Raw genomic sequence first — 13212 nt, 5'->3', positions numbered from 1 at the left:
GCTGGTCGCATCAGTTCGTGCCTTCGCCCGCTGTTGCAGGCAAGATGGAGCCTTGCAAGATCAGAAGGATGCGCATCGTGACTGAAGCTTTTATCGTCGTAAAAACCGCCGAACAAGCCGTGGACCGGCTTGCCGAATTGCACGGTCGTGCGACCACCGCCTTGAGTCAGGCGCTCAAGCGTTATCTGAAAGACCGCATCGAACCCGACGCCGCCGAGCGCCTGCTGTTCCGCTACCCCGAATTACGTCTGACCTATCACTGCCAGGGTGAAGTGCCGCTGACCACTCGCGCCTACGCCAAGGTTCAACTGCCGGGCACTTACAGCGTCACCGTCACCCATCCGGCAGCCTTTCGCAAATACCTGATCGAACAGCTCACACCGCTGATGAACGACTTCACCGTCACGGTCGAAGTGGGCGTCAGCGAGCAGAACATTCCATATCCGTATGTGGTTGAACAGGGCGACGAACTGGCAGGCACTGGCGTGACGGCCGCGACACTGGCCCGAGTCTTCCCGAGCACCGATCTGTCCGCTGCAACCGATGGCATTGCCGACGGCCTGTACGATTGGGCCAACACCGACCCGCTGCCGTTGGCACTGTTCGATGCCGCGCGTGTGGATTTCTCGCTGCGTCGCCTGGTGCATTACACCGGCAGCGACTGGCGCCATGTGCAGCCGTGGATTTTGCTGACCAACTACCACCGCTACGTCGACCAGTTCATCGTCCATGGTCTGGAAAAACTGCGTGACGACCCCCGCTTCGTGAAGATGGTGTTGCCGGGCAACGTCGTCGTCGACAAGAGCATGGACCACGGCGAAGCACAGGCCATCGTGTCCAGCGTGGTCTGGCACCGCTATCAGATGCCGGCCTACCATTTGATCGCTGAAGATGGCCATGGCGTGACGTTGGTCAACATTGGCGTCGGCCCGTCCAACGCCAAGAACATCACCGACCACCTGGCGGTGCTGCGTCCGCATTGCTGGCTGATGATTGGTCACTGCGGCGGCCTGCGTCAGTCGCAGACCATTGGCGACTATGTGCTCGCCCACGCCTACATGCGCCGTGACGGAATTCTTGACCGCGTGCTGCCGCCGAACATCCCGATTCCCGCGCTGGCCGAAGTGCAACTGGCTTTGCAGGAGTCGGCTGCGCAAGTCACGGGCGAGCGTGGCGATGACCTGAAAAAACGTCTGCGCACCGGCACCGTGTTGACCTATGACGACCGTAACTGGGAACTGCGCTGGGCGCAGGAGCGGCCATTGATCAACTTGTCCCGTGCCGTGGCCGTGGACATGGAAAGCGGTACCATCGCCGCGCAGGGCTATCGTCTGCGGGTGCCGTACGGGACGCTGCTCTGCGTGTCGGACAAGCCGTTGCACAGCGAAATCAAACTGCCGGGGTCGGCCAACGCGTTCTACGAACGTGCGGTGACCCAGCATTTGAAGATCGGCATCGCTGCCCTTGACCTGATGCGCACCCAGCTCAACTCGCTGCACTCGCGCAAACTGCGCAGCTTCGATGAGCCGCCGTTCCGTTGATTCGTTAGGCATTTTGCGCAAGGGCCACTAAAGTGGCCCTTTCTGTTTATGCGTTTTGAGTCGTCATGCCCCGTCATCAACCTCCCGTTTCCCGCCGACCTGCGTCGAAGACTGCCGGCGCGCCTCGCCGTGTTGCCAAGGCCCCGCCCGCCGAGCCTCGGCTGATCCTGTTCAACAAACCATTCGATGTGCTGACTCAGTTCAGCGATGGAGAAGGGCGCGCGACGCTCAAGGACTTCATCGAGATCCCCGGGATTTATCCCGCAGGTCGGCTGGACCGGGACAGCGAAGGCCTGTTGCTGCTCACCAACGACGGGCAGTTGCAAGCGCGCATTGCCGATCCCAAACACAAGTTGGCCAAGACATATTGGGTGCAGGTCGAGGGCGAGCCTTCCGAGGAGCAATTGCAAACGCTGCGCGATGGCGTTGAGTTGAATGATGGCCCGACATTGCCTGCGCAGGCTCGCCAACTGGATGAGCCGGAGTTGTGGCCACGCAATCCTCCGGTGCGTTTTCGTAAAAGCGTGCCGACGAGTTGGCTGGAGTTGATCATCAAGGAAGGCCGCAACCGCCAGGTGCGCCGGATGACCGCAGCGGTCGGTTTGCCGACGTTGCGGCTGGTGCGAGTGCGGATTGGCGACTGGAGTATCGAGGGGCTGGATCAGGGGCAGTGGCGGGAAGTGCCTGCGAGGCTTTAATTTGTGAGAGCCGGCTTGCTGGCGAAAGCGCCAGACCCTGAACATCAATGTTGCCTGACACACCGCTTTCGCCAGCAAGCCGGCTCCCACAGAAAAGCCGTGTTGAGCTGACCTATTTGTGCTGCTCAAGATAGGCGATGACCACGCTCTTGATCACAAACGCCAACACACCCAAGCCCAACACCCCGAACAGAATGATCGTGCCGAAGCGCCCGGCCTTGGATTTCTTTGCCAGGTCCCAGACGATGAACCCCATGAAACCGATCAGCACGGTCACCAGAATGGTCATCATCCATTCTTCGAACAGTTCGGGTTCCATGATCATCTCCAGTCAGGCGGGGTTGCGAGTATAGAACGCGCCCGGTCAATCAACTGCGCAGATGAACCAGTGGCAATTCGGTACTGGCCAGTACCTGGTTGAGCACGAAGCTTGAGCGCACGCTGGTGACGCCGTCGATGCGGGTCAGGTGGCCGAGCAGGAATTTCTGGTAGTGCTCCATGTCCGGCACCACGACCTTCAACTGGTAATCGGCGTCGACGCCCGTGACCAGACTGCACTCAAGCACTTGAGGCAGATTGCGGATCTGCTGTTCGAAGTTCTCGAAACGGTCCGGGGTATGGCGATCCATACCGATCAGCACGTAAGCGGTCAGGCTCAGGCCCAGCAGCTTGCGGTCCAGCAGGGCCACCTGACGCACGATGTAGCCATCGTCTTCCAGTTGCTTGACCCGTCGCGAGCAGGGGGACGGCGACAGCCCGATGCGCTCGGCCAGTTCCTGGTTGGAAATGCGAGCATCGCGTTGCAGTTCGGCCAAAATACTCAGGTCATATCTGTCGAGCTTGCTCACGACTGGCTCCTTTATTCGATCAATTGCGCCGAATTATTCATCCGAAGGGAAAAATTGCGCAAGTGGTGTTTTCGTCAGCAACATTCGCAATCCTCTGCCTGCGTCCTAAGCCTATTCTTTTTAACAGAATCACTGCCCGGACATAGCGTCCAGCGCGGCCCGCCCAATCAGGCCAGCCGCGGCCTCCAACCCGACAGGGTTGACCAGGCCACCGGGCTACGCACTGTCCAGAAGACGATGTGAGGTGAGCCGACGTCAAAAGCGTCGAGCCAGGACGAAGTATCCAAGAGAGGGCTGACGAGCCCTCTTTTTTTATGCCTGCGATTTAGGCCTGCGCAGGACTGTTTCCTGTAGCGGCACTGTCGGGCGGCGTTCCGCTTGCCAGCGGTGGCGTCCCCGAGATCGCCACCACCGGCAAGCCGTGCTGCTACAGAGTGCGGATCAGGACCCTCACTGATAGAGTGCGGCGAACGGCGCACCCAATATGCAGTCCTATCATCAGGTATCCGCGCCGCAGTGAGGAAAGCATGAACACGCGCATCTGGCGTTTGGCAGGTGTCAGTCTTCTGGCCTTGAGTATCAGTGCTCAGGTGTTGGCCGACGATAACAATCAACAGCAACAGCAGCAGCGTAACGAGCAGCGCCAGCAACAGCAGCGGGGCTTTGAGCAGCAGCGTCAGCAACAACAGAATCAGCAACGCACCTTCAATGAAGACCGCCAGCGCGAGCAACGCAGCTTCAATGAGGATCGCCAACGCGAACAACAGCAGCAACAGCAGCAACAACGTCAGCAACAACAACAGCAGTACCAGCAACAGCGCCAGCAGGAGCAGATCAACCAGCAGCGCCAGATTCAGCAACAACAGCAGCAGCGTTTCGATCAGCAACGTCAGCAGCAGGACTTCGAACGCAATCAGCAGCGTCAGGAGCAGCTCCAGCAGCAACAACGCCAGCAGCAACAACAACTGCAACAGCGTCAGTTGCAGGACCGTCAGAGCAACCTGCCGATTCAGAGTCGCCCGGACACCGCCGTTCAAACACAACCACCGCGTCAGGGCTTCTACCGTGATCAGCCTCGCGATAATCCATGGCGCGGCGGCGACAATCGCCCGCCTGTGGCGGGTCGTCCGGGTGGTCATGGCGATGGCTGGGGTTCAGGGCCACGCTATCGCCCTGGCTATGAGATTGACCGGATGCCGGGCGGCTATTCGCGTGTGCCGTATCACGGCAGCGACTATTTCTATTCAGGTGGTTACTGGTATCGCCCACAGGGGCCGCGTTACGTCGTCGTTGCGCCGCCGCGCGGAGTACGGGTGCGTTATCTGCCGGACTACGCGCAACAGGTCTGGCTGGGCAGCGCGCTGTTCTTCCTGGCGGCGGGCACGTATTACACCTATGAGCAAAGCACGCAGGAATACGTCGTAGCCGAACCACCGCAAGGCGTGGAGCCGGTGTACAGCCCTGAGCAGCCCGTTCAGCAGGCCAGCCCCTATGAAGTGACGGCGTACCCGGCCAATGGTCAGTCCGAGCAACAGATCGCCCAGGACCGCTACGACTGCTACCAGTATGCGGTGCAGCAGAGCAATTTCGATCCATCGGCGGCGACCTACCAGCCTGCTCCGGAGGTCATTGGACTGTTCCGGCAGGCGATGGCGGGATGCTATGCGAGTCGGGGGTATAGCGTTCAGCAGTGAAGGTGAAAGATTGTGGGAGCCGGCTTGCTGGCGAAAGCGGTCTGTCAGTCGACTCATCAGTCACTGACCCACTGTATTCGCCAGCAAGCCGGCTCCCACAGATTTAGCGTCGAACATCAGATCTGGATTCGGCGTGATCCTTGTGGGAGCCGCCTTGGTGCGGGCGGCGTTCCGACGAAGGCGGTTGACCATGCAACCTAGAATCTCTCACATGAGTCTGAAGTTCAGTTCAACACCGGACTATTCGCCTGCTTCACCACTTCCTGAGGGTCGGCGTGCACCAGCACTTCGGCCTTCGGGTATTCGGCCATGATCGCCCGTTCCACCTGAACGCACAGGTCATGCGCCACCGACAGGGTCAGCGCGCCGGGCAATTCCAGATGCAGTTGCACAAACCAGTGGTTGCCCGAAACGCGCGTGCGCAGATCATGAGCGCCGAGCACGCCGGGGACGTTCTGCGCCAGTTCCAGCATGCGGGTGCTGACTTGCGGATCAAGCTCCGTGTCCATCAGCACCGACACCGTCTCCCGCGCGATCGAAATCGCGCTCCACAGGATGTAAAACGCGATGGCGAGGCCGAACCACGCGTCCAGTTGGCCATAGCCGAACCAGGCAAGACCCAGCGCCACCATGATGCTGAGATTGAGCAGCAGGTCAGAGCGATAGTGCAGCGAGTCTGCACGGATGGCCGCCGAGCCTGTTTCCTTCACCACCTTGTTCTGCAGCGTCAGCAGCGCCACCGTCAGTGCAATCGACAGCAACATGACTAACACGCCCAAACCTGGCGCGTTCAAGGGTTCGGGATGCTGAATGCGCTCGATGGCCTGAAAACCGATAAGAAATGCACTGACGGCGATGAACAGCGATTGCGCCATGCCAGACAAGGCTTCGGCCTTGCCGTGGCCATAACGGTGGTCGTCATCGGCAGGGCGGAGCGCGTAATGCACCGCCAGCAAATTGAGGAAAGACGCCGCCCCATCAAGCAGCGAGTCCGTCAGGCCTGCCAACAGGCTGACAGAACCGCTGACCCACCAGGCCACCGCTTTGGTGACAACCAGGATGCTGGCGACGACCAGCGAAGCCCGCGTCGCCAGACGCAATAACCGGGCATGTTCAGGACTGCTGCTCATGGCACTTCCTTTCGTCAAAACGGCGAAAACATCAGGCCGACGGCACCAGACCCAGCGAGGCCAGTTGCTCCACGCTGCCCTTGTGCTGAATCAGACGCGGATCGTCCAGCGGCAGGCTACGGCCCAGCTCGGTCTGAAGAATGGCCTGCAATTTGGCGTTGTCCACCGTACCATCGGCGCGCACGGCGGGCTTTAGTGTTTGAGGGTCGATTTGCGCCTGCTTGCCTTCAGGCAGATAAATCGCACCAGTGGCAAAGTCGACGCCGAAGGCGATCACGCCGGGGATGATGTAGAACAGCAAACCGATGGCGTCGAGAACCACGATTGCCGGGTCCATACGACCGCTGCCTTGAATCTGACCGCGACGGTCAGGGTAGAAAATGCTGCCGCACGCGGTCAGTTGAGCCAGCAGGCTGACGACCAGGGCACCGCCAATCAAACGGGAATGAATACGCATGGAGATCTCCTCAGAGGAAGTCGCAACTATACAAGGCAAATGCCTAATCAATAAGACTATCCAACCTGTAAGAGGGTTCTGCATTGAGAGAAACAAAGGCGCGCTGTGGCCCCGTATAATCGGCCATCAGTTTTGGAGCCTCCATGATTTCTCTGCCCATTGATGCCGTCCTGCCTGCGTTGCGCCAGGCGCTTGTCGAACGTGATGAAGCGGTGCTCGAAGCGCCGCCCGGTGCGGGCAAGACCACGCGGGTGCCGCTGGCGTTGTTGCAGGAGCCGTGGCTCGCCGGGCAGACGATTCTGATGCTGGAGCCTCGGCGCCTGGCCGCGCGGGCGGCTGCGGAGCGGCTGGCGTCGGAGTTGGGCGAGAAGGTTGGCGAGACGGTGGGTTACCGGATTCGGCTGGACAGCAAAGTCGGTCCCTCCACCCGTATCGAAGTGGTGACGGAGGGCATCCTGACCCGGCGGTTGCAGGAAGACCCGTCGCTGGAAGGTGTCGGCCTGCTCATCTTCGACGAATACCATGAGCGCAGCCTGGACGCGGATCTGGCACTGGCGTTGAGCCTTAACGGTCGAGCGCTGTTTCGCGACGATCAACCCCTGAAAATCCTGTTGATGTCAGCAACGCTGGAAGGTGAGCGTCTGTCGAGCCTGCTTGACGATGCACCGGTCATCAGTAGCGAAGGGCGCATGTTCCCGGTCGCAATACAGTGGGGACGACCATTTCAGCCGGGTGAGTTCATCGAGCCGCGCGTGGTGCAAACCGTGCTCGATGCGCTGGGTAACGAAACGGGCAGTCTGTTGGTGTTTCTGCCGGGGCAGGCGGAAATCCGTCGGGTCAATCAACAACTGGCCGATGCCTTGGGCGAGCGCAGCGATGTGATGCTCTGCCCGCTGCACGGCGAGCTGGACCTGAACGCTCAGCGCGCGGCCATCGAGCCCGCGCCAGCGGGCAAGCGCAAGGTGGTGCTGGCGACCAACATTGCCGAAACCAGTCTGACCATCGACGGCGTGCGTGTGGTGGTCGATGCCGGGTTGGCGCGGGTGCCGCGTTTCGATCCGGGCAGCGGCATGACCCGGCTCGACACCCAGCGCATCTCACGCGCCAGCGCCACGCAGCGGGCGGGGCGGGCGGGGCGTCTGGAGCCGGGTGTGTGTTATCGGCTGTGGTCCGAGGCACAGCATGAGCAACTGGCCGCGTACGGTGCTGCGGAAATTCTGCAGGCGGACCTTGCCGGGCTGGCTCTGCAACTGGCGCGTTGGGGTGTCGAGCCTGCGCAACTGGTCTGGCTCGATGCGCCTCCAGCTGCTGCTTATGCGCAGGCGCAGGATCTGCTCGGTCGGCTGGGGGCGTTGGGTCGTTCACCCGGCGAAGAGTGGAAACTCACGGCTCATGGGCAGGCCATGGCCGAAGTGCCTGCTCACCCCCGAATCGCCCATTTGCTGCTGCGCGGGCAGGAGCTGGGGCTTGGCGCGCTCGCTTGCGATGTGGCGGCGTTGCTGGGCGAGCGCGATATTTTGCGGGGGGCGGGAGCCGATCTTTACAGTCGCCTGACGTTGTTGGCGGGCACCGAACGGGCTGGGCGAGTGGCTCAAGGTGGAGTGCAGCGTGCGAAGCAGCTCGCTCGGCAGTACCGTGGCTATCTCAGGGGCACGCCGAACCAACCGGTCCCTGATCCCGATCATCCTCGCTGGCTCGGCGCGTTGCTGGCGCTGGCGTACCCGGATCGCGTTGCACAACAGCGCAAATCCGGCGGTGCGGAATATCGCTTGGCCAACGGCCGCGCCGCGTTGTTCGCCGAGCCGGATGCGTTGATGAAAGAGCCTTGGCTGGTGATTGCGGACTTGGGCAGCCGCCAGGGCCAGCGTGAAGAGCGCATTTATCTGGCCGCCGAGTTCGATCCGGCTCTGTTCGACTCGATCCTCGCCGAACAGGTGGTGACGTTCGATCACCTGGACTGGGACGAACGCGAAGGCGTGTTCCGCGCAGAGCGACAGCGCAAGGCTGGGGAATTGATCATCAGCCGCGAGCCATTGACCGGGCTGGACGAAGCCGCCCGAGGGCATGCGCTGCTGGCGCTGGTACGTCGTAAAGGGCTTGAGCTGTTGCCGTGGACGCCGGAGTTGCGGCAGTGGCAGGCGCGGGTCGGGCTATTGCGCCAGTTGGATCTGGAGAAACAAGACAGCACCGAGTGGCCGGATGTCAGCAATGACGCGCTTCTGGTCAGCCTTGAGCATTGGTTGCTGCCTTATCTGAGCAAAGTCATCCGGCTGAGCCATTTCAGCAACCTGGATTTGTCGTCAATCTTGCACAACTTGCTGCCTTGGCCATTGCCACAACGTCTGGACGAACAGGCGCCTCATCATCTGAGTGTGCCGTCCGGGTCGTCGGTGCGTCTGGATTACAGCGAGTATCCACCGATTCTGGCGGTGCGCTTGCAGGAGTTGTTCGGCCTGTCCGATACGCCGCGTATTGCGGGTGGTCGGCAGATCGTCAAATTACACCTGCTGTCTCCGGCTCGCAGGCCCGTGCAGGTGACGCAGGATCTGGCCAACTTCTGGCGCAGCACCTATGCCGAGGTGAAGAAGGATTTGAAAGGTCGTTACCCCAAGCATTACTGGCCGGATGACCCGTTGATTGCAGAACCGACGGCGAGGGCCAAACCGAGGAAGTGAATGCAGGCGAATGCGTCCGGTCAGGCACATCAAAACTGAATGACACACCGCTTCCGTCACCAAGGCGGCTCCCATAGGTTCATCGTCTAACACAAGATTTGGGTTCGGCGCGACTCTTGTGGGAGCCGGCTTGCTGGCGGGCGCTGCTGACCCGCCAACAGAGTATCTACTGGGCTGATGCGGGAATCAGAAACCGCCCAATCACCGGCAAGTGATCGGAAATCAGCAACGTATCCGCCTGCCTCACTCGCGCATCAATCCGCTTCAGCGCCGGGCTGTAGAACAGGTAATCCTGTGTGCGATCCGGGCCGTTCACGCGAGGGTCGTTGGGAAAGCGGGTGTACCACTTGCGACGATCCTCACCGTTGGTGTCGTCGTTACTGGGGATCATCGGGTATTTGTCCCACAGCGCGTGCATCGCGCTATCGGGTGCGTAGCGTTCCTGCTGTTCAGCCGGGAGTCGCTGATATTGCCCGCTTGGCAGCACATTGAAATCGCCGCCACTGATCCAGAGCGTTTCTGCTTTTTCAAAGGCATCCAGCTGGGCCGACGTGGCCGCCATTTGGCGCTGCAAGGTGTTGTCGCCCGGTCGAGCATCTCCCAGGTGCGTGTTGACCACGGCCAATTGCCCGCCGTCGTGCAGGGGCAGGTAACTCACCAACAGCGCATGTTTGGGTTCGAACTGGCGGCCGATCAGGTTGCCTTTGGGCGACGGCAGTTGCAGGCGTTCGGCCTTGTCCATGCGATAGCGGCTGAGTGTGGCCAGTTTGGTGCCGACACTGCCGTAGATGTGCGGATTGGGGACGAAATCCGATTTCCAATAAAACGCTTCGGTGCTGCACGGGTAAAGGTCGGTGATCCGCGCCTGCAACAGTGCCAGTTGATTGGTGTAATCGGTGTTTTTGGCGCCATCGTCGACTTCCTGAAGCAGCACGATGTCCGGCTGTTCGTCGCGAATCACTCGCGCCACCTCATCGAGGTTGTAGGCGACGTCCTCTGGCGTCGGACGTTCATCCGGGCCGCTGCCGTCGGCCATGTCGTACCAGAACACGTAGCGCTTGCCTGCCAGGTACTGGATGTTCCAGGTCATGACTTTCAGCGCCTGTCCGGGGACAAGGGTTGGCGGCGTGGCGTCCCTGGCGTTGCAGGTGACGGGCATTTGCTCGCGCCTGGCCGGGTGCCAGGTGATGTCGTAGACAAGGCCCGCCATTAAAACCATCAACAGCGCGACAGCAACGCCAAGACGCACTAAACGTTGCATCGACGCTCCTCAGACCGGCCGTGGTGACTCGTCGATCAGCATGAACAGACGGAACATCACCACGCTGATGAACAGTTGCAGGAAGCTGGAAATACTGTCGACGGTCAGTGACAGCATCGGACTTTGCTGTTCGGGCAGCACGTAGAGGCTCAGCCCTTCAAGCACCGACAGTGGGACGTAGACGAATAATACGCAGACGAGAATCCGCACCAGATGACCTCGGGTCATCTTGAAACTCTCGCGCATGGCATCCAGTGGCCTCAAGCCGCGCAGCACCAACAAGTACTCGGAAAACACCAGCTTGATCATCACCCACACGCCCGGAACGATGAACAACGACAGACCTGCCATGATTAACAACGTGCTCAGAGCGGTGAGCACCGCGAAGGTCGGCCACAGGCGCAGGGTGGCGGCCAGCAAGTCGCGTTTGGCGGGGGTATCACCTCGGGTTTTCGCGTCGAGGAACAGGATCAGCGCGCCGGTATAGAGCGGGTAGAACAACAGGCCGGTCAACAACTGCCAACTGGCGGAACTGTCCGGCCCGACAGCGGTGGCCAGCAGTTGTTTGCTCAATGCCTCAAGAATCACCAGCGGGAGGCACAGCGTGAGAATACTGGCGAAGTGGCGCCGGAAAAAGTAAAGCGAGTCTTGAATAATGGTCAGCGGGTTCATGAAAGGATCACAGGCCAAAGCAAGCGGACACTGTAACGTAGAGGCTGTGAGCGGGCCAACCGAATGGCAGTGACGGCTATTCTTAAATTTTTCTACACCCTGTTGAAACGCTTTTGAAACGCCCCATTACTGTTTGTGTCTGACACATTCGTCAGTCGCAGAATTCCTACGGCAATCTAACGAGGTCGCCATGAATACCGAAGAGCAAACCCTGATCGATGGCTTGTTTGGCAAACTCAAGCAGGCAGAAACCGATTCGGCCCCCCGAGACGCCCAGGCCGAGGCGCTGATCAAGGAGCACCTGACCCGGCAGCCCGCTGCGCCTTACTACATGGCGCAGGCGATTCTGGTGCAGGACGTCGCGCTCAAGCAGATGGAGGCCCAGAACCGTCAGCGTGACGAACAGATTCAGCAGTTGCAGGCCGAGCTGCAACGCGCCAAAGCCCAGGCCGCGCCGCAACAGAGCGGTGGTTTCCTGTCGAGCATCTTTGGCGGCGGCTCGCGTGATGCGCAGCCGCAACAGCCAGCGTCGTCATTCTCCCGACCGTCCAGCCCTCCGCCGAGTGGCAATGGTTGGCGCGACGGCCCGGCCAGCACGCCGCCGTACAACCCACCACCACAGCAGGGCGGCTCACAAGGTAATTGGGCTCAGCCGCAACAACAGGCACCTGCCGCGCCGTTCGGCAGTGGTTTCCTCGGCGGCGCGCTGAAGACCGCAGCCGGTGTGGCCGGTGGTGTGATGCTGGCTGAAGGCATCAGCAGCCTGTTCCACCACAACAGTCAACCGCAGGAAATCGTCGAAATCATCGAAGAGCAACCTGCACAGCCTGCCAGCAACAACGATTTTGGCAATGGCGGGTGGGGGGACGATCAGCAACGCGTCACCAGTAACGATAACTGGGGCAATGATTCCGGCGGATTCGCGGACACCGATTACAGCAGCGATGATGGCGGCTTTTTCGGCGGTGATGACGACGATACGTACGTTTGATCGCTAGACCTTCGCGGGAGCCGTCTTCATCGGCAAGCCGACTCCCGCAGGCAGTGAATAGCGCGGCTTAGCCTTTTTTCGGCAACACCACGGTGAACGTCGTCCCATCCCCGAAATTCGACGTCACCGTAATACTCCCGCCGTGGGCGTTGACCACTTCCTTGACGATGAATAACCCCAATCCGAGGCTGGTGGACGGATTGTGGGTGCCGGCCTCTTCGTTGATCGAGCGCACCAGCGGATCGAAGATGCTGCCAATGGCTTCCTGAGCGATGGGTTCGCCGTCGTTGTGCACCGCAAGGCTGACATACTGATCACCGCCTGTTAGCGTCACGCTGATTTTGTGCGTCGCAGCCCCGTGTTGCAGGGCATTGCCGATCAGGTTTTGCAACATCTGATCGATGCGCGCACGATCCCATTCGCCTTGGGTATCGCCCGTCGTAATGAACACCGGGTCGCAATCCGGACTTCCGGCGCTGGCGGCTTCAATGGCTTCGCGGCAGGCCAGGGTCATTTCCATCGGCTTGCGTACCACGGGCAGCGTCACACCCAAGCGGCTGCGAACGAACTCCAGCAGGTCGCTGACCATCGTCGCCATATGCCGACTGCTGCTCTTGATGCGTTTGATGTAGCCGAGATCGGCGTCGCTCATGCCCGCTCTGCGCAGCAGGATTTCGGACGACATGCCGATGGCCTGAATCGGCGCGCGCAGGTCGTGACCCAGGATGGCCAGAAAAATGTCTCGCGAGCGGGTCACCCGTTCGGCATAAGCCGCCGTGGATTCAGCGAGCGCCTCATCAATGGCCTCATTGAAGCGAATCATGTCCGTAAAGTAGGTGATCTCCGGCGATGTCAGGCTTTCGACCCAGAACCGGATCACCGTCGCCCGCAGGTGTCGAAATTCAGAGGTCATCTGCACCAGGTCGAACCCCACCGTGTGACGCAGCTCGCCATGACTGGCTGCGGCCTGATCCAGAGTAGGTGTCTTGCCGGTTTCCTCGCCTTGGGATTTTGCGATCTGTTCGGCCTTGGTCTGCGCGGTGTTCATGTCCCGCGCGGCGGCCAGCAAAATCGACTTCGCGTGGTCCCGCAGCTCCACCCTGTTCATCGAATCAGCCGCGGGCGTCAGCGTCGCGGCGAACTTTTCCCATTCGTCGACGATGCGATCAACGTGCTGAACGATGAAGTCGGATAGACGCATGGGGGCACGACCTTGCTGGCATGGCTCGGGAGGAAGTGGGGCCA

Annotated in this window: 12 protein-coding genes; 5 read left to right on the top strand and 7 right to left on the bottom strand. The window is 60.6% G+C overall.

All coding sequences use genetic code 11. From position 1 onward, the window contains the following. The first annotated feature begins 44 nt into the window (after nt 1-44). Together amn and ACI2KB_RS10660 are read left to right on the top strand one after the other, a co-directional pair. The gene (gene amn, locus ACI2KB_RS10665) at nt 45-1541 is read left to right on the top strand and encodes an AMP nucleosidase (RefSeq protein ID WP_404634365.1); all 1497 of its coding nucleotides are present in this window, start codon (nt 45-47) and stop codon (nt 1539-1541) included. 65 nt (nt 1542-1606) lie between these two features. Further along, nucleotides 1607-2239, top strand: a complete 633-nt coding sequence (locus ACI2KB_RS10660; RefSeq protein ID WP_404634179.1) for a pseudouridine synthase — start codon at nt 1607-1609, stop codon at nt 2237-2239. Nucleotides 2240-2351: 112 nt separating this feature from the next. On the opposite strand, the gene ACI2KB_RS10655 is transcribed toward ACI2KB_RS10660, so the two are convergent. Then, nucleotides 2352-2558, bottom strand: coding sequence for a DUF2788 domain-containing protein (locus ACI2KB_RS10655; protein ID WP_404634177.1), 207 nt, complete (start codon nt 2556-2558; stop codon nt 2352-2354). A 49-nt stretch (nt 2559-2607) separates the two neighbouring features. Further along, nucleotides 2608-3087, bottom strand: a complete 480-nt coding sequence (locus tag ACI2KB_RS10650; protein WP_404634175.1) for an Lrp/AsnC family transcriptional regulator — start codon at nt 3085-3087, stop codon at nt 2608-2610. 527 nt (nt 3088-3614) lie between these two features. Between ACI2KB_RS10650 and ACI2KB_RS10645 the strand changes: the two genes are divergently transcribed. After that, nucleotides 3615-4781, top strand: coding sequence for a DUF6515 family protein (locus ACI2KB_RS10645; protein WP_404634173.1), 1167 nt, complete (start codon nt 3615-3617; stop codon nt 4779-4781). 224 nt (nt 4782-5005) lie between these two features. On the opposite strand, the gene ACI2KB_RS10640 is transcribed toward ACI2KB_RS10645, so the two are convergent. Beyond that, a complete protein-coding gene (locus ACI2KB_RS10640; protein WP_404634171.1) occupies nt 5006-5911 on the bottom strand; it encodes a cation diffusion facilitator family transporter in 906 nt (301 codons plus the stop codon). A gap of 31 nt (nt 5912-5942) precedes the next feature. After that, complete coding sequence (locus ACI2KB_RS10635; RefSeq protein WP_404634169.1) at nt 5943-6368, bottom strand: polyribonucleotide nucleotidyltransferase; 426 nt, start codon at nt 6366-6368, stop codon at nt 5943-5945. A 143-nt stretch (nt 6369-6511) separates the two neighbouring features. Between ACI2KB_RS10635 and hrpB the strand changes: the two genes are divergently transcribed. Continuing rightward, nucleotides 6512-9043 (top strand): ATP-dependent helicase HrpB, encoded by a 2532-nt coding sequence (gene hrpB, locus ACI2KB_RS10630; RefSeq protein ID WP_404634167.1) that lies wholly within the window; start codon nt 6512-6514, stop codon nt 9041-9043. A gap of 166 nt (nt 9044-9209) precedes the next feature. On the opposite strand, the gene ACI2KB_RS10625 is transcribed toward hrpB, so the two are convergent. Next, a complete protein-coding gene (locus tag ACI2KB_RS10625; RefSeq protein WP_404634165.1) occupies nt 9210-10304 on the bottom strand; it encodes an endonuclease/exonuclease/phosphatase family protein in 1095 nt (364 codons plus the stop codon). A 9-nt stretch (nt 10305-10313) separates the two neighbouring features. After that, nucleotides 10314-10976 carry a YciC family protein gene (locus tag ACI2KB_RS10620; RefSeq protein ID WP_404634163.1) on the bottom strand — a complete coding sequence of 221 codons (663 nt, stop codon included), beginning with the start codon at nt 10974-10976 and terminating at the stop codon, nt 10314-10316. Between the two features lie 190 nt (nt 10977-11166). Here ACI2KB_RS10620 and ACI2KB_RS10615 point away from each other — a divergent pair, with 190 nt between their 5' ends. Continuing rightward, nucleotides 11167-11967 (top strand): DUF2076 domain-containing protein, encoded by an 801-nt coding sequence (locus ACI2KB_RS10615; protein ID WP_404634161.1) that lies wholly within the window; start codon nt 11167-11169, stop codon nt 11965-11967. A 67-nt stretch (nt 11968-12034) separates the two neighbouring features. Here ACI2KB_RS10615 and ACI2KB_RS10610 read toward each other — a convergent pair whose 3' ends face one another. Continuing rightward, a complete protein-coding gene (locus tag ACI2KB_RS10610; protein WP_404634159.1) occupies nt 12035-13168 on the bottom strand; it encodes a sensor histidine kinase in 1134 nt (377 codons plus the stop codon). Nucleotides 13169-13212 lie beyond the last annotated feature (44 nt).

The organism is Pseudomonas sp. NPDC088444, from assembly GCF_044900175.1.
Classification (GTDB): Bacteria; Pseudomonadota; Gammaproteobacteria; order Pseudomonadales; family Pseudomonadaceae; genus Aquipseudomonas.
The sequence above is the reverse complement of the archived record's forward strand: the minus strand, read 5'-3'. Positions and strand labels throughout refer to the sequence as shown.